This window comes from Dactylosporangium sp. CA-233914 (assembly GCF_050942935.1).
In the GTDB taxonomy this organism is placed as follows: Bacteria; Actinomycetota; Actinomycetes; order Mycobacteriales; family Micromonosporaceae; genus Dactylosporangium.
In genome coordinates, this window is the sequence record NZ_CP192030.1 from 7,289,060 (window position 1) to 7,311,918 (window position 22,859).

The window sequence follows — 22,859 nt, forward strand, 5'->3', positions numbered from 1 at the left end:
CCGTGCTGCGTCTGCTCGCTGTGCGCATGCTGCGCCACCGCCCCGGGTCGGTCGTCGCGACGCTGGTCGCGCTCGCCGTGGGGGCGATGGTGCTCACCGCGATGGGGGTCCTGGTCGAGTCCGGCCTGAGCTATGAGCCGGTCGCCGCCCAGTACGCCGCGGCCGACGTCGTCGTCGCCCGGCGCGACGCCACCCAGACCAGCCGCGAATTCGACGGCACCACGACGACCAGCACGATCGAGCTGCCGGAGGGCGGCACGGTGCCGGCGGAGCTGACCGGCAAGCTGCGCGCGGTGCCGGGCGCCGCGGCCGTGATCGCCGACGACACCGTGCCGGTGACCACTGTGGACGGACCGGCGCAGGGGCACGGGTGGAGCAGTGCTCGGCTCACGCCGTACAACCTCGTCGGCGGAAGTGCTCCGGGCCGCGACGATGAGATCGTCGCCGACGCCCGACTGGGCCTTGATCCCGGCGCGGAAGCCGACCTGATCGTGGCCGGGCGGGCCGCCCACGTCCGGGTCAGCGGCGTGGCCGCGCCCGCGAGCGCGCTCACCGGCCCGCCGGCGGTGTTCTTCACCGATGCCCGCGCGGCCGCGCTGTCGCCGCACCCGGGCCGGGCCGAGGTCATCGGCGTGATCGCCGCGCCGGGCGCGGACCGGGCGGCGCTCGCGGCGGCGGTGCGCGGGATCGTGGGCGGGGACGGCAAGGTGTACACCGGCGGCGATCGCGGCCTGGCCGAGCGCTCCGGCGACCGGGCGGCGCGGGAGCTGCTGCTCGCGGCGGGCGGGGCGTTCGGCGGGTACGTCGTGATGCTGGTCGTCTTCGTCGTCGCCGGCACCATCGGCCTGTCGGTCCGGCACCGCCGCCGCGACCTGGCCCTGCTGCGGGCCGTTGCCGCCACGCCGGGCCAGGCCCGCCGCCTGATCATGACCGAGGCGGCCCTGGTGAGCCTGCTCGCCGCGGTGCTGGGCATCCCGGCCGGCCTGGGCGCCGCGCGCTGGGTGTTCGGCGAGCTGGTCGGTCGCGGCTTCGTCCCGGCCACGTTCCCGATCGCGCCGGGCGCGCTGGCGGCGGCGTCGGTCGCGCTGCTCACGGTGCTCTCCGCGGTGCTCGCGGCGCTGATCGCGGCCCGCCGGGTCACGCGGGTCCGCCCGGCCGAGGCGCTGGGCGAGGCGGCTGTCGAGCCGCAGCGCGGCGGCCCGGTCCGCCTGGTCTTCGGCGTGCTCACGCTCGTCGGCGCGGTGACGTCGAGCTCGTTCACGCTGGCCGCGTCGGGTCAGATGGCGCTGACGGGGGCGGTCGGGATGCTGTACCTCTTCGTCACCGCGGTCGCCCTGCTCGCCCCGTGGATCAACGCGTTGGCGGCCCGGGCCCTGGCCGCTCCCCTGCGCGCGGTGTTCGGCACCAGCGGCCACCTGGCGGCGGCGAACCTGCGCGCGAACGCCCGCGGCGGCGCGGCTGTGCTCACCGCGCTGGTGCTGTCGGTGGGCTTCGGCGGCTCGGTATGGTTCGTGCAGGACAACCTGGAGCGCGGCACGGTCACCCAGGGCCGCGACGGCATGCTGGCGGACCTGGCCCTGGTCTCCCCCGCCGGCCTGCCCGCGTCCGCCGCCGAGGAGATCCGCGGCGTCCCGGGCGTTCGGGCGGCGACGGGCGTGGCGCACACCAGCGTGGTGGTCTCGCTCTTGGGCGACCTGGAGGCGGCCCCCGCGCAGGTGGTGGACCCTCCGGCGCTGGCCGGGACCCTCGATCTGCGGGTGACCGCGGGCAGCCTGGCCGGGCTGAACGAGACCGGCATGGCGGTGTCGTCGGTCCGGGCCGGCACGCACGGGTGGCACGTGGGCGACAAAGTCGCGGTCCGGCTCGGCGACGGGACGCCGCTGACGCTGACGGTCGCGGCGATCTACGACCGCGGCCTGGGCTTCGGCGACTTCACGCTGGCTCGGGCCACGGTCGCGGGTCACACCGCGACGGGCCTGGACGACTACGTGCTGGTCCGGGCCGACGCCAACGCCGTGGCCGGCGACGACGCCGTGTTCGACCGGTATCCCGGCAGCCGGCTGGTCGACGCGCGGGAGATCACCGGGAAGGTCGGCGCGGACCTGGCGCTGTCGGCGTGGCTGAACCGGCTGCTGATCGGCGTCATGGTCGGGTATGCGGCGCTGGCGGCGGCGAATGTCATGGTGATGGCGGCGCTGGCGCGGCGGCGGGAGCTGGCGCTGCTGCGGCTGGTCGGCGTCACCCGGCGGCAGGCCTCCCGGATGGTGCGGGCGGAGCAGATCGGGCTGCTCGGGACCGCGCTGCTGCTGGGGGTGGCGATCGCGGCGACCACGCTGGTGGCGGTGGTTTCCGCGCTGACGGGGAGTCTCGTGCCCTTCGTGCCGCCGCTCGGGTGGGTCGTGGTGCTGGGCGGGGCCGCCGTGCTGGCGCTGACCACGACGCTCCTTCCGGTCGCTGCGCTGCTGCGGGCGCCGGTGATGGAGAATATCGGACTGCGCGAGTAGGTGGCGTTCCGCTTGATTCACCCTATCAGATCGATCGAAATCGATTAACGAACTGTAGTCAGACCGTCACTGGGGCGGCCGAGCTGTCGCGGACGATCAGCTCGGTCGCCAGCTCCACGCGCGGGCTCTCGATCGTCTCGCCGTGTGCCATCCGCAGGACCGTGCGCGCGGCGAGCAGGCCCATCTCGGCCAGGGGCTGGCGGATCGTGGTCAGCGGCGGCGAGGTCCAGCGGCTCTCCGGCAGGTCGTCGAAACCGACGACCGAGACGTCGTCGGGGACACGAAGGCCGCGGCGGCGCACGGCCTCGTAGGCACCGAAGGCCATCTGGTCGCTGGAGGCGAAGATGGCGGTCGGCGGGTCGGGCAGGGCGAGCAGCGCGTCGGCGCCGGAGCAGCCGGACTCATGGTAGAAGTCGCCTTGCTGGATCAGGTCGGGGTCGGTGGACAGGCCCGCGGCGGCGAGGGCGGCGCCGTAGCCGTCGAGGCGGGCGCGGCTGCACAGCAGGCGCTTCGGGCCGGCGATGAAGCCGATGCGGCGGTGGCCGAGGTCGAGCAGGTGCTCGGTGGCGCGCAGGCCGCCGGCCCAGTTGGTGGCACCGACAGTCGGCACGTCGATCGCCGGCACGCCGGCCGGGTCGATGACCGCGAGGGGGATGTCGAGGCGGCGCAGCTCGGCGTGCAGCGGCGGGGTGACGTCGGAGGTCACGAAGATGACGCCGTCGGTGGCGCGGGCGCGCAGGCTCTGCAGCCACTGCCGGGCCGAGGCGGGCTTGTCGTGGATGGCCGAGACGACGGTGCCGATGCCGGTGGCGTGCGCGACCTCCTCGACGCCGCGGATGATCTCCACGGCCCAGGGGCTGTCGAGGTCGTTGAAGACCAGGTCGATCAGGTTCGCGGCGGGCTTGCTGCGGGAGGTTCGGCGGCGGTACCCGTGCTCGCGCAGGATCGTCTCGACGCGCTCGCGGGTCTGGGGCGAGACGTCGGATCGGCCGTTGAGCACCCGGGACACGGTCGGCACCGACACGCCGGCCTCCCGCGCGATCGCGGTGATGGTGACCCGGCCCGTCTCCTCGAGTGTCACGAGCGCCCCCTCATCGTTTTCGATATTTTCGCATGCCCGCATTTTCGGAACCATCGCCGGAACTTTCCACACCGCGATCCCGCGAATGCCCGCGTAGAGGCTGTTAAAGCGGTGCAGAAGCTTCCGGAAAGCGTTGACACCGCCGCGCGGGCCGACCAAATACTGCCGCCATCGACATCCGTCTACCCGGCTGCCTCACCGGGTCGCGGCACACTGCCCTGTCGAGGAGGAAAGCGGCCACATGAACAGACGCATCTACGAGACGACCCGCTACAACGCTCCGTCGATCATCGGTAACGCGACGTTCAACCAGCAACGGCATGAACATGGGCCAGTTCAACTACATGATCCTGGCCACGGAGGGCTACCAGCTCACGCTGGGCGACACCACGCCTCCGCCGACGACCGGTGGTGACGGCGCAGGAGGCGGCGGTTGCACGGCAACACTGTCGGCCGGGCAGCAGTGGAGCGATCGGTACAACCTCAACGTCGCGATCTCCGGCACGAACACCTGGACCGTGACGATGAACGTCCCGTCCCCGGCGAAGATCAGCGCGACCTGGCCCAGCGCCCAGGTGATGGTGGCCAAACCGAACGGCAACGGCAACACGTTCGGTGTGACGATCATGACCAACGGCACCTGGACCTGGCCCACCGTCTCCTGCAGCACCGGATAGGACCCCGTTCCGTGGCGTCCTTTCGCCCGGGTGGCCACCCGGGCGAAAGGACGGCCGGTCCTGCCCGCAAGGACGACCGCGTCCGCTACAGCCCGACTGCCGCCGATGTTACGTTGATCGACCTCAGCTGATCAGGAGGATGAACGGTGCGACGACTCGGCTTGGCCCTTACTGCGCTGGTGGTGCTGGCGGCGGCATGCGGTACAAATGCCGAAAAGTCCGGCACGTCCGCCGGGAGTTCGGCCGCGGCCGAGCCCACGCCCACCTCCGCCGCCGCCCCGGCTCCGCCGGGTCCCCTGCCCACGGTGTCGGGCGCCGACTCGGTCGAGCAGGTGATGCGGGACCTGATCACGACGGCCGTCGAGCACGCCGTGGGAGCGCCCGGCGACGACCGCCACCCCGAGATCGTGGTCACGTCCGGCTCGGCCTGCGGGGTGAAGGTCAAGGCGATCGCCTGCCCGCCGACCGCCGCCGGCGACAAGGTCGTCATCAACATCAACCCGACGCTGGCGTGGCAGCAGTACCAGCAGCAGGTGGGCCACGGCGGCGGCGACGTGCCCCTGCAGAACGCGGCGCTGGGCGCGGCCGTGCAGTACCTGACCTACCGCGACGCCCAGCGCAACGACCCGTCGCTGCTCGGGGCCGGCCTGAACGACGATGCCAAGATCGCCAAGGCCGCGCAGCTGACGATGTGCAAGAACGGAGAGGTGTACGCCGGGCTACGCACCGTCATGGCCGGCGAGCTGGGCACCACCTGGCGGGCGAACCTCACCGGGAAGCTGGGCGACTACTTCTCGAAGGGGATGCGCGGCGAATGCTGATGCCTCGCTGAGAAGCCGCCCGCCCGGCCATGCACACCAGCGTCACAACCTCGGCCAGCCCCAGCAGGCGCTCGACCCCGCCCAGCGCGCCCGGTCCACGGCTCGAACGCCACGGCCCACAGGAGCACACGCCGCCGAGCCAGGGATGTCAGCGTCGATACCGTTGCTCTTGGCGTGGCGGGACAGGAGCCGGCCCGGTTGGCACCATCACCACCTCCAACCGGGTCCCCTCGGGCGCGCCGCCCACAGCCGCGTGCTCGATCGACATCAGATTCGCCACGCTCGATTCGCAGCGCCGCCGCCACACCTCCCGCCCAGAACCGTGCCAGGCTGGGCCCGGCCGGAGCGCAGTTGTCGGGCGGCGCGGAGGTCCCGGTCTCGATCAGGCGATGGTGCAGGCGGCGCCGTTGAGCGCGAACGCGGTCGGCGAGGCGCTGTTGCCGGTGTGGCTCGCCTGGAAGCCGATGCTCGTCGACCCGCCGGCCGGGATGGCGGCGTTGTAGCTCACGTTTCGGGCACCGACCGCGCCGCTGGCCGGTGCGTACGTCGCGTTCCAGCCGGAGGTGATCGTCTGGCCCGACGGCAGGGTGAAGGTCAGCGCCCAGCCGTTGACCGGGGTCGCGGCGGTGCTGGCGATGGTGATGTTGGCCGTCAGCCCGGTGTTCCAGGCATTGCTGGTGTACGTCACCCGGCAGCCGCCCGGGCCGGCGCTGGACGGCCGCGCGCTCGGCGACGGCGACCTGGAGGGCGACGGGCTCGCCGACGAGGTCCCCGGCGAGGGGGAACCGGTGGTGCCGCCGGTCAGGCTGCCGGGCACTGACAGCAGCGCGTTGTACCAAACCGTGGCCATCTTGCCGTAACCGATGGTCCCCGGGTGGATACCGTCGAGCAGGTCGGCGGTGCTCAGCGCGCTGTACATGTCGACGAGGTGCAGGTGCTTGCCCGCATTGACGCGGGTCTGGACAAGACCGGGAATCGCGGCGTTGTACGTTCGCACCGTCGCGTCGCAGCACGACACCGGGATGATCTGGGCCACGAACACCTCGGCGTTCGGTGCGAGGGTGGTGATGTGGTCCAGCAGCGTGCCCAGCCGGGCCGGAGCGCCCGCCGGATCGCTGCCGTAGATATCGTTGGTGCCGATGTGCAGCAGGATCGTGCGCGGAGTGTAGGTCGGCAGCCAGGTGCCGACGTTGGCGTCGATCTGCGCGATGGTCCAGCCGGAGTGGCCCTCGTGGTCGTGGTCACCGAGGGTCGACGGCCCGTTGGACATCGAGCCGACGAAGTCGACCTTGTACCCGCCGGCGACAAGCTTGCTCCACAGGTCGATCCGGTAGCCGCCGGCGACGCTCAGCCCCTCGGTGAGCGAGTCGCCGAGGGGCATGATCCGCACCCCGCCGTTGGACTCGGCGCTGGCGGTGCCGACGGACAGGACGGTCGCGGCGGCCAGTGCGGCGAGCGCGGCACCGGCCACGAGCAGTCGCTTGGCACTGAGCATGTCTCCACCCCTCTCGATGCCCGACTCTCGCAAGACCCTCCGGAGCACGCAAGGAAAGCGCTGGGGCGGCAGGCATACCGGCAGATCGCGCGTGAAAGTTGCTCAAGCGGGGGCGCCAGCGTCCTACTCATCGACGGCGAGCGCCGCCGGGATCGGCATGGTGACCGACGACGCCGGCGGCGTGCGCGACGTCCACGACGTGGACGCGGGCCCCTTGGGCGGCACGATGCGCTGCGGCACGACGAAGGTGGACGATTCGGACCTGTCGGTGTGCGGCTGGGCGGACAACGGTTCGCTGGGCGTGGCCCTGTTCTCCGGCCGTAACGTCGCCGACTCCGCGAAGTCGCTCCTGGAACTGCGCAGCGCGGTCGAGCACCGCAGCTGAAGGTGATTGCCGGCCGGTCCGTTCGCGGGCCGGCTCGTTCGTTGTTCAGAAACGCTTCAGAGGCCCACCGAAATCGGTGGGCCCCTGAACGAAAGTTTGTCCGGCGGCGTCCTACTCTCCCACACTCTCTCGGGTGCAGTACCATCGGCGCTGGAGGGCTTAGCTTCCGGGTTCGGAATGGGACCGGGCGTTTCCCCTCCGCTATGGCCGCCGTAACACTATGAACCTGTCAACCCCGCACACCCCAGAACTGTTTCCCGGGGGTGCGTTCGGTGTTGGTTCAGAATCACACAGTGGATGCAAACATCTTCAAAACCCGTTATGTAGGTCAAGTCCTCGGCCTATTAGTACCGGTCAGCTCAAACCTGTTACCAGGCTTCCACTTCCGGCCTATCAACCCAGTGGTCTCGCTGGGGGCCTTAACCCTCAAGGGGTGGGATACCTCATCTCGAAGCGAGCTTCCCGCTTAGATGCTTTCAGCGGTTATCCCTTCCGAACGTAGCCAACCAGCCGTGCTCTTGGCAGAACAACTGGCACACCAGAGGTTCGTCCGTCCCGGTCCTCTCGTACTAGGGACAGCCCTTCTCAAGTATCCTACGCGCGCGGCGGATAGGGACCGAACTGTCTCACGACGTTCTAAACCCAGCTCGCGTACCGCTTTAATGGGCGAACAGCCCAACCCTTGGGACCTACTCCAGCCCCAGGATGCGACGAGCCGACATCGAGGTGCCAAACCATCCCGTCGATATGGACTCTTGGGGAAGATCAGCCTGTTATCCCCGGGGTACCTTTTATCCGTTGAGCGACACCGCTTCCACCTGCCAGTGCCGGATCACTAGTCCCGACTTTCGTCCCTGCTCGACCTGTCAGTCTCACAGTCAAGCCCCCTTGTGCACTTGCACTCAACACCTGATTGCCAACCAGGCTGAGGGAACCTTTGGGCGCCTCCGTTACATTTTAGGAGGCAACCGCCCCAGTTAAACTACCCACCAGACACTGTCCCTGAACCGGCTCACGGCCCAAGGTTAGATACCCAAATCCAACAGAGTGGTATTTCAAGCTTGCCTCCACCCCCACTGGCGTGAGGACTTCACCGGCTCCCACCTATCCTACACAATCGAATTCGAGTACCAATGTCAAGCTATAGTGAAGGTCCCGGGGTCTTTCCGTCCTGCCGCGCGTAACGAGCATCTTTACTCGTAGTGCAATTTCGCCGGGCCTGTGGTTGAGACAGTGGGGAAGTCGTTACGCCATTCGTGCAGGTCGGAACTTACCCGACAAGGAATTTCGCTACCTTAGGATGGTTATAGTTACCACCGCCGTTTACTGGCGCTTAAGTTCTCCGCTTCGCCCCGAAAGACTAACAGGTCCCCTTAACGTTCCAGCACCGGGCAGGCGTCAGTCCATATACGTCGTCTTACGACTTAGCATGGACCTGTGTTTTTAGTAAACAGTCGCTTCCCCCTGGTCTCTGCGGCCACCAACCGCTCCACCAGCACGTGGTCTCACCATCGGTGGCCCCCCTTCTCCCGAAGTTACGGGGGCAATTTGCCGAGTTCCTTAACCACAGTTCGCCCGATCGCCTCGGTATTCTCTACCTGACCACCTGTGTCGGTTTGGGGTACGGGCCGCTCGAAACTCGCTAGAGGCTTTTCTCGGCAGCATGGGATCACTGGCTTCACCTGAACGGCTCCGCTTCACGCCTCACCCACATGTGCTGCGGATTTGCCTACAGCACGGGCTACACGCTTGCCCCGGCACAACCACCGGCCGGGTCCAGCTACCCTCCTGCGTCACCCCATCGCTTGCCTACTACCACCCGAGTTCCTAAACGCCGGCCATCCCCCCGAAAGGTTCAGACCATTGTGAAGTTAGTACAAGCAGGTTCAGCATGGACGCTTCTACGCGGGTACGGGAATATCAACCCGTTGTCCATCGACTACGCCTCTCGGCCTCGCCTTAGGCCCCGACTCACCCAGGGCGGATTAGCCTGGCCCTGGAACCCTTGGTCATCCGGCGGCAGGGTTTCTCACCCTGCTTTCGCTACTCATGCCTGCATTCTCACTCGCGTCACCTCCACGGCTGGATCACTCCGCCGCTTCACCGGTGACACGACGCTCCCCTACCCATCCACACACCTGGACCACAAAAGCCTAGTATACGTGTGAATGCCACAGCTTCGGCGGTGTGCTTGAGCCCCGCTACATTGTCGGCGCGGAACCACTTGACCAGTGAGCTATTACGCACTCTTTCAAGGGTGGCTGCTTCTAAGCCAACCTCCTGGTTGTCTATGCGACCCCACATCCTTTACCACTTAGCACACGCTTAGGGGCCTTAGCTGGTGATCTGGGCTGTTTCCCTCTCGACTACGAAGCTTATCCCCCGCAGTCTCACTGCCACGCTCTCACTTACCGGCATTCGGAGTTTGGTTGACTTCAGTAAGCTTGTAGGCCCCCTAGGCCATCCAGTGCTCTACCTCCGGCAAGAAACACGCAACGCTGCACCTAAATGCATTTCGGGGAGAACCAGCTATCACGGAGTTTGATTGGCCTTTCACCCCTAACCACAGATCATCCCCCAACTTTTCAACGTTGGTGGGTTCGGCCCTCCACACGGTCTTACCCGCGCTTCAGCCTGCCCATGGCTAGATCACTCCGCTTCGGGTCTAGGACACGCGACTCTGACGCCCTATTCAGACTCGCTTTCGCTACGGCTCCCCCACACGGGTTAACCTCGCCACGTATCACTAACTCGCAGGCTCATTCTTCAAAAGGCACGCCGTCACCCCTGCACAAGGCAGGACGCTCCGACGGATTGTAGGCGCACGGTTTCAGGTACTATTTCACTCCCCTCCCGGGGTACTTTTCACCTTTCCCTCACGGTACTCGTCCGCTATCGGTCACCAGGGAGTATTTAGGCTTACCAGGTGGTCCTGGCAGATTCACGGCAGATTACAGGAGTCCGCCGCTACTCGGGAACACGCCAACACAGACCGAACATTTTCGCCTACCGGACTCTCACCGTCTACGGTGCCGCTTTCCAGCGAACTTCGACTAACCCTCGGTTTTCTCACTGTGCGCCCAGCCGGCAGACCAGACAAGACACGCCCCACAACCCCAAACATGCAACCCCTGCCGAGTATCACACATGCCTGGTTTAGCCTCATCCGCTTTCGCTCGCCACTACTCACGGAATCACTATTGTTTTCTCTTCCTGCGGGTACTGAGATGTTTCACTTCCCCGCGTTCCCTCAACCTGCCCTATGTATTCAGGCAGGAGTGACACCACATGACTGGTGCCGGGTTCCCCCATTCGGACACCCTGGGATCACAGCTCGGTTGACAGCTCCCCCAGGCCTATCGCGGCCTCCCACGTCCTTCATCGGCTCCTGGTGCCAAGGCATCCACCGTACGCCCTCAGCAACTTGACCACAAAGCAATAAAGATGCTCGCATCCACTGTGCAATTCTCAACCAACACCAAACCCAAACCGCATCCGCGAACCAACCTCAGCACACTCCGTGCCCGGTTTTGGCCGCCGGCCTGGATTCACGTCCGAAACAAACCGTTGGTTGTTTCAGGACCCAACAGGGTGCCTATACGATCGCCGCAAACCGCACCCCAAACCGTTCCACGCCACCGAAGCAGCAGTACTAGATTCCGGGACCGTTGTCCGCAGGACCTTCGCCAGTGTCTCCGCCATCGAGCACCCCACCAACACACTCGGCTGGTGCGGGCTCCTTACAGCCTTTCGGCTGAAGGTGCTCCTTAGAAAGGAGGTGATCCAGCCGCACCTTCCGGTACGGCTACCTTGTTACGACTTCGTCCCAATCGCCAGCCCCACCTTCGACGGCTCCCTCCACAAGGGTTGGGCCACCGGCTTCGGGTGTTGCCGACTTTCGTGACGTGACGGGCGGTGTGTACAAGGCCCGGGAACGTATTCACCGCAGCGTTGCTGATCTGCGATTACTAGCGACTCCGACTTCACGGGGTCGAGTTGCAGACCCCGATCCGAACTGAGACCGGCTTTTTGGGATTCGCTCCACCTCACGGTATCGCAGCCCTTTGTACCGGCCATTGTAGCATGCGTGAAGCCCTGGACATAAGGGGCATGATGACTTGACGTCATCCCCACCTTCCTCCGAGTTGACCCCGGCAGTCTTCGATGAGTCCCCGGCCGAACCGCTGGCAACATCGAACAAGGGTTGCGCTCGTTGCGGGACTTAACCCAACATCTCACGACACGAGCTGACGACAGCCATGCACCACCTGTGAACGGCCCCGAAGGACCCGACATCTCTGCCGGATTACCGAACATGTCAAACCCAGGTAAGGTTCTTCGCGTTGCATCGAATTAATCCGCATGCTCCGCCGCTTGTGCGGGCCCCCGTCAATTCCTTTGAGTTTTAGCCTTGCGGCCGTACTCCCCAGGCGGGGCGCTTAATGCGTTAGCTGCGGCACAGAGAACCGGAGAGGCCCCCCACACCTAGCGCCCAACGTTTACAGCGTGGACTACCAGGGTATCTAATCCTGTTCGCTCCCCACGCTTTCGCTCCTCAGCGTCAGTATCGGCCCAGAGACCCGCCTTCGCCACCGGTGTTCCTCCTGATATCTGCGCATTTCACCGCTACACCAGGAATTCCAGTCTCCCCTACCGAACTCAAGCCTGCCCGTATCAGCTGCAAGCCCACAGTTGAGCTGCGGGTTTTCACAGCTGACGCAACAAGCCGCCTACGAGCTCTTTACGCCCAATAAATCCGGACAACGCTCGCGCCCTACGTCTTACCGCGGCTGCTGGCACGTAGTTGGCCGGCGCTTCTTCTCCAGGTACCGTCACTTGCGCTTCGTCCCTGTCGAAAGAGGTTTACAACCCGAAGGCCTTCATCCCTCACGCGGCGTCGCTGCATCAGGCTTCCGCCCATTGTGCAATATTCCCCACTGCTGCCTCCCGTAGGAGTCTGGGCCGTGTCTCAGTCCCAGTGTGGCCGGTCGCCCTCTCAGGCCGGCTACCCGTCGTCGCCTTGGTAGGCCATCACCCCACCAACAAGCTGATAGGCCGCGAGCCCATCCCAAGCCGAAAAACTTTCCACACCCAACGATGCCGCCAGATATGAATATTCGGTATTAGCCCCCGTTTCCGAGGGTTATCCCAAAGCCTAGGGCAGGTTACTCACGTGTTACTCACCCGTTCGCCGCTCGAGTACCCCGAAGGGCCTTTCCGCTCGACTTGCATGTGTTAAGCACGCCGCCAGCGTTCGTCCTGAGCCAGGATCAAACTCTCCAACAAAACCTGCGTTGGTGAATCAATCACCCGGCAACAAACATGTTGTCACCAAAGGAATCCCAGACACGAAACCCTCAATATGAGAGCCCGTGCCACGGGGTAAATTTCAATTGGCACTGGCTTAACAAGCACCCTGTTGAGTTCTCAAACAACCAACACACACCGCCGAACCTCACCGTTTCCGGTTCAGCCCGCCCGGGGCGTTTCGTACCGTTCTAGTCTAGCAGGTCCGCTTTACTGGGTCAAGTCCGGCTTGCCGTACTTTGTCCAGTTTTGCGAACGCAAAACACCCTACCGGTTACCCGGCCGAATGTCGTACGCTGATGGCAGGACGTCCGCGGCGGCTCGTTTCCGATCCGCTTTCTTCGTCCATTTCCCTGCCGGTTGAGTACCTTACCCGCTCCGCGTCCGACGTCCAAATCGCGGTCGTCGTGCGCTTTCCGGGCATGAGCCCACCGGACCAGGACCGGCCGGCGAGCCGCTGTTCCACTACCCCGATCGCCCGCGCGCAGGGCAGCCTGACCACCAGCACGTGGGTACGGTGCGGCACCGCAGGCTGCCGGAATTGACCCCGTGCCCAAGCGCCGATCGAGCGGCGTTGCCCGTCGTCCGCGACCGACTGGCCGGAAGTGGCGACGGTGGGCGTGGTGGGCACGCCGACTCCCAGTCGCCGAGTGCGTCGGCACGGCTACGCGAACGGCACGCCGGGCGGCCGGTTTCCGCCCCCGATTTCCGCCCCCGATCGGCCCGGCGGTTCCGGATAGACTCCTCGGACGTGGCAGATCACGTTGTGCTCGGCGAGATCACGTGCCCGTCCAGTGAGCTCGTCATGATGGAGAGCGGCTACCTCGGGCTGTGGTCGGGCGAGCGCGCCCCGGAGAGGCGCGAGCGCGGGCTCAACGCCGCCCTGCGCCCGTACCCGAGCCAGGTCCCGCACCGCGAGCGCGTCCGGCCGACCACCCGCCGCCGGTTACCGCGCACGAGGCCGCGACCATCACGATCGCCGGCGCGGACATCATGATGGCCATGACGTCCATCATCGACGGCGACGGCTGACGACCGGCCGTGCTCACCGTCGCGACCTGGAACGTGCTGCACCGCGTCCACGCCGAGAACTGGGCGGAGCCGGTCGCCGGGCGGTGGCCCGACGAGGCCGGACGGATCGGCGCGGTCACGGCGGTGCTGGCCGGCCGGGGCGAGCGGGTGGTCGCGCTGCAGGAAGTCAGCGGCGACCAGCTGGCGAGCCTGCGGACGCTCCCCCGGTACGACATCTACGCCTTGCGCTATCCGCGCGTTCCCCGCCCGCGGTCGGGCGAGTCGCCGCTGGCCGATCCCGCCGAGTATCTCGTGCTCCTCGTCGACGGCCCGGCCCGTGAGGTCGCCGCGGAGGCGTTCCCCGGCGAGCCGGGCAAGGGGCTGCTCGCGGTCGCGACCGGGGGCGTGCTCGTGGTCGCGACGCACGTGACATTCGGGCCGCCGCGCGCCGCCCAGCTGGCCCGCATCGCCGAACTGGCCCGCGGTGCGGCCGGTCCGGTGGTGCTGCTCGGCGACTTCAACGCCGACGCGGCCACGGTCGCGGCCGGGCTCGGGCCGGGCTTCGCCGTCGCGCGGCTCGCGCCGGGCTCGCCGCCGACTCGTCCGGGCTCGCGCTCGCCGCACATCGACCACGTCGTGGCGCACGGCGCCGCGGTGCAGGACCCGGCGGTGATCGACATGGACGGGCTGTCCGACCACAATCTTCTCAAAGCAGTGGTCGTACCGCGCTGAGCCCGCCGCGAACCGCCGGCGTTGCGTCCGGTAACGTCCAGCAATGGTAGGTATCGTCCGGTTCGCCGGGGCATCACATCCGCGGGACCTGAAACAAGTGGCGAAAGAAGCCGGGTTCCGGCGCCGAACGGTGGATCGCTCGTACCCACGCATGCATGTGAATATCCACCGTGTGGTGTTGGTGCAGCGGATCGTCGTGTCGTTCGAGGGGCCGGGGGCCGGGGTTGGGCCGCTGAACTGGGGGCAGCAGCAGGTCTGGGCCGCGATGGTGGAGTCGGACTCCTCGATGAGTATGGGCGGGGTCGTCCCGGTCGAGGACGGACGGGTCACCGAGGACTTCGCCGCCGAGCTGCGGTTCTTCATGTCGCGCTACGCCGCGATGCGCACCCGTCTGCGCTTCGAGCCGGACGGCGCCGTCGCCCAGGAGGTGTACTCCCGCGGCGAGGCGACCCTCGAGGTGCACGAGCCCGCCGACAGCGAGGACCCGGCGGCCGTGGCCGAGGCGCTCGCGGCGGCGTGGCGGGAGCGCAAGTTCGACTACGCCGACGAGTGGCCGCTGCGCATGGGCGTGGTCCGCCGTGACGAGAAGGTCACGCACGTGGTCGTGCTCATGTGCCACATCGCGGCCGACCTCGGCGGGATGGCGGTCATGCAGCGCGAGCTGGCCGAGCCCGACCCGGGCCCGTACGAGGCGCCCTCGCCGCTGGACCTGGCCCGGCTGCAGCGCGAGCCGGCGATGCAGCGCCAGACGGCGGCGGCGATGCGGTACTGGGAGGCCCACCTGCGCGCCGTCCCGCCCAGCCTGCTCGGCGCCCCGGCGGACAACGGCGAGCCGAGGTACTGCCGCGTGCGCTGGGAGTCCTCCGCCATGCACCTGGCCTCGGCGGCGCTCTCGGCCCGCCTGGGCGCCGACCCGGCCTGGATCCTGCTGGCCGGGATCGCGACCGCCTTCGACCGCGTCTTCCCGGGCCGCGGCCCGTTCGTGGCGCTGGGCATCATCAGCAACCGCTTCCGCCCGGCCCTGCGCGACGTGGTGACCCCCCTGACCCAGGACGGCCTGTGCGTCCTGGATGTCACGGGCGCGACGCCGCAGGAGGCGATCGCCCGGGCGAGAACGGCGTCGATGAGCGCGTCGAAGTACGCCTACTACGACCCTGCGGCCCGCGCGGACCTGACCCGGCGCCTGAACGAGGAGCGCGGCGTGCCGCTGGACCTGACGGTACTGTACAACGACCGCCGCTCGCCCCGGCCGTCCACAGTGGATGACAGCCGGCCGCGCGAAACCCGGATCCTGGCCGAGGAGCCCCTGCCGTTCCTGGGGCCGAAGCTCATGGTCATCGTCGAGGACGTCCCGGATGTCGTACGCCTCATGGTCGACGTCGACACCCGTTACCTGCCGCTGCCGGACGTCCGCACCCTGCTGCACGAGCTGGAGTCCTTCACGGTGACCGCGAGCGGGGTCGGCTGACGGCCCGGTATCACTCCTCGGGCAGGGCGGCGTCGGCGGTGGCGGCGTGGCGCGGGATGAACACCGCCAGGGCGGCGGCCACCACCGCGGCGCCCGCGCAGATGGCGAACAGGGTGCGGTAGCCGGCCAGCGACGGCAGCTCGTGGCCGGCCAGGCTGATCGTCTGCGCGGCCAGGATCGCACCGCCGATGGCGCTGGCCAGGGAGCTGCCGACGCTGCGGAACAGGGCGTTGAGGCCGTTGGCGGCGGCGAGCTCCGAGCGCGGGGCGGCGTGGATGATGAGGCCGGGCATGGCCGCGTAGGCGATGCCGGTGCCCGCCCCCGAGATCGTGGCGCCGAGGACGACCTGCCACAGCGAGTCCGTCAGCACCATGCGGGTGCCGAAGCCGGCGGCGATGATGAGCGAGCCGATGATCAGGGCCGTGCGCGGGCGCAGGCGGGCCGACAGCGGCGAGAGCAGCAGCATCGCGATGCCGCCCGGCAGCATGCACAGGCCGCCGGCGAGGACGGACTGGCCGAAGCCGTAGCCGGTGGCCGCCGGCGCCTGCACGTAGGATGCGGTGCCGATCAGGGTCGCGAACAGCGCGAAGCCGACGCACAGCGACGCGAGGTTGGTCAGCAGCAGCGACGGCCGGATGGTGGTGCGCACGTCCACCAGCGGCGAGGCCAGGCGCAGCTCGACGAGCACGAAGACCAGCAGCAGTACCGCGGCCGCCACCAGCAGCCCGACGGTCAGCGGGTCCGTCCAGCCCCACGCGTCGCCCTGGGCGAGCGGGAGCAGCAGCGACAGCATGGCGCCGCCGAGCAGGACGGTGCCGACGAGGTCCATGCGCCCCTTGGCGACGCGGACCGGCTCGCGCACGAGCAGGACAATGCCGGGGACCGCGAGCAGGCCGCCGGCGACGCAGACCCAGAACAGCACGTGATAGTCGGCGTACTCGGCGATGAGCCCGGCCAGCGGCAGGCCCAGCGCGCCACCGACGCCGAGCATGGCGCTGATCAGGGCGATGCCCGCGGGCGCGTGCTCCTTGGGCAGGGTGACACCGATGAGGCTGATGCTCAGCGGTACCGCCGCGACGGCCAGGCCCACGACCGACCTTCCGACGATCATGACGGTGAGGTTGGGCGCCAGGGCGCAGATCAGCGAGCCGACGACCAGGGCCGCGAGCGTCACCAGCACCATCCGCCGGGTGCCGTAGAGGTCGCCGAGGCGGCCGAAGGCGGGCACCGCGACCGCGCCGACCAGCAGCGTCGAGGTCAGCAGCCAGGCCACGCCGTCGCCGCCGGCCTTGAGGTCCACGGCGAGCTCGGACAGGACCGGGACCAGCAGCGACTGGGTCAGCGAGACCATCAGCGCGGCGGTGCCGATCACGAGCACGACGGCGAGCTGCCGGCCGGTCCAGCGTTCGTGGACGGCCGCGGCCGGCGCCGCCGAGGCGACCTCGGGGTCGGCGGTGTGGGTCATGTTCGGGCTCCATCAGCGCGGGAAAATGTGGCACAATCTGCCATGAGGCAGAGCCTGCCACGGAAATGTTGCCGGGAGGTGGCCGCGCGGTGAGGTGAGACCGCGGTCACAGGCGGGAGAGGGGTCGGCGATCGAGAGCCTGCGGGAGCGCAAGCGCGAGCGGAACCGCGCCGCCACGGTCGAGGCGGCCTGGCGGCTGTTCATCGAGCGCGGCTACGACCACGTGACGGTCCAGGACATCTGCGCGGCGGCGGACATCGCGCCGCGGACCTTCCACCGGTACTTCGCCGCGAAGGAGGACATCATCGCCGAGCCGGTCCGGCGGATGAACGCGCTCACGGACGAGCACATCGCCGCCGCCCCCGCCGAGCTGCCCGACGCCGAGGTCCTGCGGCTGGCGCTGCTGGCCGTCGGCGAGTTCGTCGTCGAGCACCGCGAGCTGCTCACCGGGCTGCGCACGGTGGCCCTGCAGTCGACCCAGCTGCGCACCGCGTATCCGGGCGTGCGCCCCGACCAGGAGGCGCGCCTGGCCGACCGGCTCACCGCGCGGGGCGGCCCGCCCGGCTGGCGGCGCCGGCTGCTGGCCGGGTGCGCGATCGCCGGGTTCCGGGTCTGGTACGAGGACTACTTCCGCGACCCGATGGACGACCCGTTGACCCGCCTCGACGAGATCCTGCGGGTCGCTACCCGGGACGTTGCCTGACGTCCGGGGCCGCAGGTTGACGGGCGTCGTCGACGAGCGTCCGGGGCGCGGCGCCGCCGATGGTGCGGTGCGGTCGCCTGAACAACCATCCCGTCCCGGTCGCACGCCGCCGCTTTGTTGCCGAACGGGACGCGGAGTTCCCCTGGCCCGCCCTCACCGGTCGTGGATCTGCACATGGTGGTGTGCCGTGCTCGGTGCGCCGTCACTTGTGTGCCGTGCTGGGCATGCTCGGTAATCCGGGGAGTCGAACCCCCACGCCCGCCCTCGGCGCGCCAGAGAAGGGAGCCGTGTTACCCCGCGGCTCTCGGGTTCGTGCACGCCTCCACGTCCGGCTACCTGCTCCGCGTCCCGTTCAGTCCAGCAGGTCGGCCTCCCAGTTCGTGCGCTGGATGAGCGTGTCGACCTCGCGCAGCTGCCGGGCCAGGTCGTCGGCCTCGCGGCGCAGGTCGGCGACCGGCAGCGCCGAGAGCATCTTGAGCTCCGAGCGCAGCTGGCGAAGGCCCCGCTGCCCCTCCCCGGCCGCCGCGCTCGCCGCGGACGTCACCACGCCGTGGCGCAGCCGCAGCACGTCACGGCGGGCGAGGGCATCGGTGAGCGTGCCGCCCTCGACCACGGTCGCCGCGTTCGTACGGTTGATCCGCCGGATCAGCGACTCCAGCTCGTCGAGCACGGCGCCGACCTCGGCCAGCAGCGCCGCCGCGTCCTCGGCGGGCGTCTCGCCCTCCTGGTAGCGGGCGCTGCCGGCGATCCGCGCCCGCAGCTGCTCCACCCGCCGCGACGCGTCCGCCCGCAACGCCAGTGCCTCCGCGAGCTTCACAGCTCCCCCACCACCTCGATTTGCGCTGCTCCGCCGATGCCGGGCGTGGTGGAGGTGTCGGCGCCCACCTGCTCCTCATCGGCGAGCCGTTCCGGGCCAACCTGTGCTGATCTTACCGCCCCGGGCCGGGCCGCGCTGACCCTGGCCATGGCGTTGCACGACGCCCACAACGACGACATCCGCATCCGCGTCGCGGTGCTGTCCACACTGGACGGCCTTCTCGCTACGGCCGAGCGGCGTCGCGCGCAGGTCGGCGACGGCCCGCGTACCGCAACACTGCCCGCCGGGAGATGTGAACTGTGCTCGCGTATCGGGACAGGGCGGCACCGTACCGGCATATCGTTGATCACATGGGCTCGCAACGATCGGGGTTCGTCCGTGCCGGCAGCGCCGCGGCCTACCTGCAGGCGTTCGTGCTCTGCGGTATCAGCACCGTCCTGCTCACCCGGGCATACCTGGCGGCCACCGGATATCCCAAGATCGGCGGCGGCGGCCTGCACATCGCCCACGTGCTGTGGGGTGGCCTGCTCATGATGGTGGCGCTCGGCGTGGCACTGGCCTTCCTGGGCCGGGCCGCGCGGATCTGCGGCGCCATGCTCGGCGGGGTGGGATTCGGACTGTTCGTCGACGAGGTGGGCAAGTTCATCACCGAAACGACGGACTACTTCTACCGGCCGGCCGCCGGCATCATCTACCTCACGTTCGCCGTGCTGGTCGTCATGACGCAGTGGCTACGCGGGCCGGTCGAGCGCACGGCGGACGAGCGGCGCGCCGACGCGGCCAACGCCGCGCTGATCGGCGTCATCTCGGGTCTGACGACACGGCAGCGGATGGAGGCCATCGACCTGGTGACCGAATCGGAGCGCGACGTCGACCGCGCGCTGGTCCGGTTGCTCAACGCGATACCAGACGCCGAACCGCGGCGCGTCGAGCGCTGGCGCGCCGCGGCCGGCCGGCTGCGGGCCCGGCTGGACACACTGCTTCGGCCGCCGTGGACCCTGGCGGCGACGGCGTACTACCTCATCGCGCTGCCCGCGCTGACGATCGTGGGTACGGTGGTCGCAGCCTTCACCGGCGGCCTCGATCATGCCGGCGGGCGGCCAGCCGGCCTGGTGGTCATCGGTGCGGCGGTGTGTGCGGGGGTGTTGAGCATACGGGGCGCGACAACGCTACGCGCCGACCGCGCGGCCGGTATCCGGTGGCTGAGACTCGCGCTGCTCACCGATCTGCTCGTCGGTCAGGTCTTCAAGTTCACCGTCAACCAGTTCGCCGCGGTCTCGGAGCTCGCCGTAGACATGGTGGCGCTGTGGGTGCTGGTCCGATGGAGTCAGCGCGTCGCAGCGTGACCACGTAGCCGAGGGCGTTTCGCGATCCGAGCGGGCGGGGCAGCGAACCGGCGGGCGCCGCCGGCGGCGTGACCAGGGGTGGTGGCGGGTCGTTGAAGGGCCGTGTCCACCCTCAAGCGCAGGCTCCTCGCCGTCGTCGTGCTGCTGTTCGCTCTGGTGGCCGCCGGGCCCGCGACCGCCGGGATGACGCAGCCTCGGGTCGTGAGTGAGCGGCCCGTCGCGTGGACGCCCAACGTGCTCGACGGCACCGTCACCGCCATCGCCGTAATCGGTACGACCGTGGTGGTGGGCGGGGACTTCACGCAGGTGGCGGATTCGGCGAGCGGGGAGCGGTACCGTCGGCGCAATCTCTTCGCCTTTGAGCTCGGCACCGGGCGGGTGCTCGACGCCGCGCCGGTCGTGGACGGGGCGGTCACGGCGCTCGCCGCGGCGCCCGACGGGGCCGGGGTGTTCGTGGCCGGGCGGTTCGCGAAGGTGAACGGGCAGGCACGGGCCGGGCTCGTCGAGCTCGACGCGGTCACCGGGGCGACGATGCCGGGGTTCGCGGCCGGCGCCGGCAAGGGACAGATCCGCACGCTCGCGGCGAACGGCGGCTGGCTCTACGTCGGGGGCAGCTTCACCGCGATCGGCGGGCAGCAGCGCACGGCGCTGGCGCGGCTCGACGCGGCCACCGGGGCCGCCGACCCCGCGTTCGACCTGGGGCTCGCGCGGCGGGACCGGGGGCTGGTCAAGGTCGAGGAGGTCGCGGTCAGCAACGACGGCACGCGACTGGCCGCGGTGGGTGCCTTCGACTCGGCGGCGGGGCAGCGGCGCACGCAGCTCGTCGTCGCCGACCTCGGGGCCGCGCCCCGGGTCTCGGACTGGTCGACGGACGCCTACGCGGGGCAGTGCAAGACGCTGTACGACAGCTATCTGCGCGGCGTCGACTTCGCCCCGGACGGCAGCTGGCTCGCGGTCGCCGCGACCGGGGGCATGTCGGGGCCGACCCGGATGTGTGACAGCGCGGCGCGCTTCAACCTCGCGGGCACGGGCGACCACCGGCCGGTGTGGGTGAACCGGACCGGCGGGAACACGCTGTGGTCGGTGGCGGTCACCGGCACGGCGGTGTACGTCGGCGGGCACCAGCAGTGGATGGACAACCCCCAGGGGCACAAGAGCAAGGGGCCGGGCGCGGTGTCACGGCCCGGGATCGCCGCGCTGGACCCCGCGACCGGCGCCGCGCTGGCGTGGAATCCCACGCACAGCCGCGGCGTCGGCGTCGGTGTGCTGGTGACGTGCCCGGCCGGGCTGCTCGTCGGGTCCGACACGGACCGTATCGGCGGCGAGTACCACGGCCGGATCGGGCTACTGCCCGCTCAGTGAGGGCTGGTACACGTCGGGCTCCACGAAGATCAGGGTCGCGATCGGCACCGCGGCCCGGACGCGGGCCTCGGCGCTGTTGGTCGCCTCGCTGATCTCTTCGGCGAGGGTGCCCCTGGCGACCGTCACCTTCACCGCGACGAGCAGCTCGTCCGGGCCGAGGTGCATGGTCCGCAGGTGGATGACGCGATCGAAGCGCGGCTCGGCCAGCAGCGCCTCGCGGATCTTCGCGACGTTCGCCTTCGACGCGGCCTCGCCGACGAGGAGGCTCTTGGTCTCCATCGCCAGGACCACCGCGATCGCGACCAGCAGCGCGCCGATGACGAACGTGCCGATGCCGTCGAAGACCGCGTTGCCGGTGAGCACGGTGAGGCCGACGCCGAACAGCGCCACGACCAGGCCGGTCACCGCGCCCGCGTCCTCCAGCAGGATCGTGGGCAGCTCGGGGGCCTTGGCGTGGCGGATGAACTGCCACCAGCTGCGGCCGCCGCGGATCTCGTTCGCCGCCTTCGCCGCGGTGATGAGCGCGTAGCCCTCCAGGCCGATCGCGATGACCAGGATGATCACGGCGACCAGCGGGGAGGTGAGCTCCGTCGGCTCGACGATCTTGTGGTATCCCTCGTAGAGGGCGAACAGCCCACCGAGCGTGAACAGTACGATCGAGACGATGAAGGCGTAGATGTAGCGCTCACGCGCGTAACCGAACGGGTGCTGCTCGTCAGCGGCCTTCTTCGCCCGGCGCCCACCGACCAGCAGCAGCGCCTGGTTCGTGGTGTCGGCCAGTGAGTGCACGGCCTCGGCGAGCATCGATGACGAGCCGGTGACGAGCGCGCCGACGCCCTTGCTCACGGCGATGCCGAGGTTCGCGGCGAGCGCGGTGACGACCGCGCGAGTGCTGCCGCCCTCAGCCGCCATGCCCGGTCACCTCCCGCAGGAAGGCGACGAACTCGCGCCAGCTGCGCCGGTCGGCGACCGCGTGGTAGGCGCCGGTGCCGGGCAGCGTGAACGCGTGCGGGGCGCCGGAGTAGGTGACGACCTGCCAGTCGAGGTCGGCCCGGGTGCGCAGCTCGTCCTGGAACGCGGTCACCGCCGAGTCGGGCACGACCGGGTCGACGGCGCCGGTGAGCACCAGCACCGAGCCGGTGATCGCGGCGACGTCGGCGGGGTCGTGGGCGATGAGGCCGCCGTGGAACGACACGGTGCCGGCCAGCGGCGCCCCGGTCCGGGCGAACTCCAGCGCCGCGGAGCCGCCGAAGCAGTACCCGGCGACGACGATCCGGGACGCGTCGGCCTCGGGCCGGACGGCCAGTACGTCGTAGCCGGCCCGGACGCGGGCCCGCAGCAGGTCCAGGTTGCCGTAGTACTTGCCGGCCTCGGCCGAGGAGTCGGCGTCGTTGTCGAAGCGCCGCCCGGCGCCGTAGACGTCGCAGCAGAACACGGCGTAGCCGAGGCGGGCGAGCATATGGGCGCGGGCCTTGGGGTACTCCTGCAGGCCCGTCCAGTCGTGCACGAGCAGCACCGCCGGCTTCGGCCCGGGGGCGGCGGCGTCGTGCACCGCGTAGCCCTCCAGGGCCTGGCCGTCGTGGTCGTAGGACACCGCCGCCTCCTCGAGGCGCGCCCCCGAGGGTTCGGGCACGCCGTCGACGAGCTGCTGATGGACGGTGGAGAAGTTGGTCATGGTTCGACTG

17 protein-coding genes and 3 rRNA genes are annotated in these 22,859 nt (G+C 69.2%); 10 read left to right on the plus strand and 10 right to left on the minus strand.

Annotation, left to right across the window (positions count from 1 at the left end; all coding sequences use genetic code 11):
• The first annotated feature begins 2 nt into the window (after positions 1–2).
• Entirely contained in the window at positions 3–2,504 is a 2,502-nt protein-coding gene (locus ACQPY0_RS32705) for an FtsX-like permease family protein (protein WP_432969135.1), read from the plus strand.
• A 58-nt stretch (positions 2,505–2,562) separates the two neighbouring features.
• On the opposite strand, the gene ACQPY0_RS32710 is transcribed toward ACQPY0_RS32705, so the two are convergent.
• Complete coding sequence (locus tag ACQPY0_RS32710) at positions 2,563–3,585, minus strand: LacI family DNA-binding transcriptional regulator (RefSeq protein WP_432969138.1); 1,023 nt, start codon at positions 3,583–3,585, stop codon at positions 2,563–2,565.
• A 320-nt stretch (positions 3,586–3,905) separates the two neighbouring features.
• Here ACQPY0_RS32710 and ACQPY0_RS32715 point away from each other — a divergent pair, with 320 nt between their 5' ends.
• The gene (locus ACQPY0_RS32715) at positions 3,906–4,262 is read left to right on the plus strand and encodes a hypothetical protein (protein ID WP_432969141.1); all 357 of its coding nucleotides are present in this window, start codon (positions 3,906–3,908) and stop codon (positions 4,260–4,262) included.
• 146 nt (positions 4,263–4,408) lie between these two features.
• On the plus strand, positions 4,409–5,083 hold the full coding sequence (locus ACQPY0_RS32720) for a hypothetical protein (RefSeq protein WP_432969144.1): 675 nt from the start codon (positions 4,409–4,411) through the stop codon (positions 5,081–5,083).
• A 382-nt stretch (positions 5,084–5,465) separates the two neighbouring features.
• Here ACQPY0_RS32720 and ACQPY0_RS32725 read toward each other — a convergent pair whose 3' ends face one another.
• A complete protein-coding gene (locus ACQPY0_RS32725) occupies positions 5,466–6,578 on the minus strand; it encodes a cellulose binding domain-containing protein (protein ID WP_432969147.1) in 1,113 nt (370 codons plus the stop codon).
• 157 nt (positions 6,579–6,735) lie between these two features.
• On the opposite strand from ACQPY0_RS32725, the gene ACQPY0_RS32730 reads away from it, so the two are divergent.
• Complete coding sequence (locus tag ACQPY0_RS32730) at positions 6,736–6,963, plus strand: hypothetical protein (RefSeq protein WP_432969150.1); 228 nt, start codon at positions 6,736–6,738, stop codon at positions 6,961–6,963.
• A 98-nt stretch (positions 6,964–7,061) separates the two neighbouring features.
• On the opposite strand, the gene rrf is transcribed toward ACQPY0_RS32730, so the two are convergent.
• The 3 genes from rrf to ACQPY0_RS32745 form a co-directional block, all read right to left on the minus strand.
• Positions 7,062–7,178: ribosomal RNA gene (rrf, locus tag ACQPY0_RS32735) — 5S ribosomal RNA — on the minus strand.
• 109 nt (positions 7,179–7,287) lie between these two features.
• Positions 7,288–10,393, minus strand: a 23S ribosomal RNA gene (locus tag ACQPY0_RS32740).
• A 341-nt stretch (positions 10,394–10,734) separates the two neighbouring features.
• Positions 10,735–12,249, minus strand: a 16S ribosomal RNA gene (locus ACQPY0_RS32745).
• The 16S, 23S and 5S rRNA genes sit together here, the layout of an rRNA operon.
• A 772-nt stretch (positions 12,250–13,021) precedes the next feature.
• Here ACQPY0_RS32745 and ACQPY0_RS32750 point away from each other — a divergent pair.
• The 3 genes from ACQPY0_RS32750 (at position 13,022) to ACQPY0_RS32760 (ending at position 15,481) form a co-directional block, all read left to right on the plus strand.
• Positions 13,022–13,267, plus strand: a complete 246-nt coding sequence (locus ACQPY0_RS32750) for a hypothetical protein (RefSeq protein ID WP_432969153.1) — start codon at positions 13,022–13,024, stop codon at positions 13,265–13,267.
• A gap of 44 nt (positions 13,268–13,311) precedes the next feature.
• Entirely contained in the window at positions 13,312–14,013 is a 702-nt protein-coding gene (locus ACQPY0_RS32755) for an endonuclease/exonuclease/phosphatase family protein (protein WP_432969156.1), read from the plus strand.
• 175 nt (positions 14,014–14,188) lie between these two features.
• Entirely contained in the window at positions 14,189–15,481 is a 1,293-nt protein-coding gene (locus ACQPY0_RS32760) for a condensation domain-containing protein (protein ID WP_432969159.1), read from the plus strand.
• Between the two features lie 10 nt (positions 15,482–15,491).
• Here ACQPY0_RS32760 and ACQPY0_RS32765 read toward each other — a convergent pair whose 3' ends face one another.
• Entirely contained in the window at positions 15,492–16,946 is a 1,455-nt protein-coding gene (locus tag ACQPY0_RS32765; RefSeq protein ID WP_432969162.1) for an MFS transporter, read from the minus strand.
• A 94-nt stretch (positions 16,947–17,040) separates the two neighbouring features.
• On the opposite strand from ACQPY0_RS32765, the gene ACQPY0_RS32770 reads away from it, so the two are divergent.
• Positions 17,041–17,649, plus strand: a complete 609-nt coding sequence (locus ACQPY0_RS32770) for a TetR/AcrR family transcriptional regulator (RefSeq protein WP_432969165.1) — start codon at positions 17,041–17,043, stop codon at positions 17,647–17,649.
• Positions 17,650–18,001: 352 nt separating this feature from the next.
• Here the strand turns inward: ACQPY0_RS32770 and ACQPY0_RS32775 are convergent, their stop codons facing one another.
• On the minus strand, positions 18,002–18,466 hold the full coding sequence (locus ACQPY0_RS32775) for a DIP1984 family protein (protein WP_432969168.1): 465 nt from the start codon (positions 18,464–18,466) through the stop codon (positions 18,002–18,004).
• Positions 18,463–18,672, minus strand: coding sequence for a hypothetical protein (locus ACQPY0_RS32780; RefSeq protein ID WP_432969171.1), 210 nt, complete (start codon positions 18,670–18,672; stop codon positions 18,463–18,465). The genes ACQPY0_RS32775 and ACQPY0_RS32780 overlap by 4 nt, the downstream gene beginning before the upstream one ends.
• A gap of 144 nt (positions 18,673–18,816) precedes the next feature.
• On the opposite strand from ACQPY0_RS32780, the gene ACQPY0_RS32785 reads away from it, so the two are divergent.
• Both ACQPY0_RS32785 and ACQPY0_RS32790 read left to right on the plus strand, forming a co-directional pair.
• The gene (locus tag ACQPY0_RS32785; protein WP_432969173.1) at positions 18,817–19,812 is read left to right on the plus strand and encodes a hypothetical protein; all 996 of its coding nucleotides are present in this window, start codon (positions 18,817–18,819) and stop codon (positions 19,810–19,812) included.
• A gap of 102 nt (positions 19,813–19,914) precedes the next feature.
• Positions 19,915–21,174 carry a delta-60 repeat domain-containing protein gene (locus tag ACQPY0_RS32790; RefSeq protein WP_432969176.1) on the plus strand — a complete coding sequence of 420 codons (1,260 nt, stop codon included), beginning with the start codon at positions 19,915–19,917 and terminating at the stop codon, positions 21,172–21,174.
• On the opposite strand, the gene ACQPY0_RS32795 is transcribed toward ACQPY0_RS32790, so the two are convergent.
• Together ACQPY0_RS32795 and ACQPY0_RS32800 are read right to left on the minus strand one after the other, a co-directional pair.
• Positions 21,157–22,086 carry a cation diffusion facilitator family transporter gene (locus tag ACQPY0_RS32795; RefSeq protein ID WP_432969179.1) on the minus strand — a complete coding sequence of 310 codons (930 nt, stop codon included), beginning with the start codon at positions 22,084–22,086 and terminating at the stop codon, positions 21,157–21,159. The genes ACQPY0_RS32790 and ACQPY0_RS32795 overlap by 18 nt on opposite strands.
• Complete coding sequence (locus ACQPY0_RS32800; RefSeq protein ID WP_432969182.1) at positions 22,076–22,849, minus strand: dienelactone hydrolase family protein; 774 nt, start codon at positions 22,847–22,849, stop codon at positions 22,076–22,078. The genes ACQPY0_RS32795 and ACQPY0_RS32800 overlap by 11 nt, the downstream gene beginning before the upstream one ends.
• Positions 22,850–22,859: the final 10 nt, after the last annotated feature.

Coding starts and splice junctions, on each gene's coding strand:
- ACQPY0_RS32715 (WP_432969141.1), top strand. CDS start 3,906: ATGAACATGGGCCAGTTCAACTACATGATCCTGGCCACGGAGGGCTAC.
- ACQPY0_RS32725 (WP_432969147.1), bottom strand. CDS start 6,578: ATGCTCAGTGCCAAGCGACTGCTCGTGGCCGGTGCCGCGCTCGCCGCA.
- ACQPY0_RS32730 (WP_432969150.1), top strand. CDS start 6,736: ATGGTGACCGACGACGCCGGCGGCGTGCGCGACGTCCACGACGTGGAC.
- ACQPY0_RS32765 (WP_432969162.1), bottom strand. CDS start 16,946: ATGACCCACACCGCCGACCCCGAGGTCGCCTCGGCGGCGCCGGCCGCG.
- ACQPY0_RS32785 (WP_432969173.1), top strand. CDS start 18,817: ATGGGCTCGCAACGATCGGGGTTCGTCCGTGCCGGCAGCGCCGCGGCC.
- ACQPY0_RS32795 (WP_432969179.1), bottom strand. CDS start 22,086: ATGGCGGCTGAGGGCGGCAGCACTCGCGCGGTCGTCACCGCGCTCGCC.
- ACQPY0_RS32800 (WP_432969182.1), bottom strand. CDS start 22,849: ATGACCAACTTCTCCACCGTCCATCAGCAGCTCGTCGACGGCGTGCCC.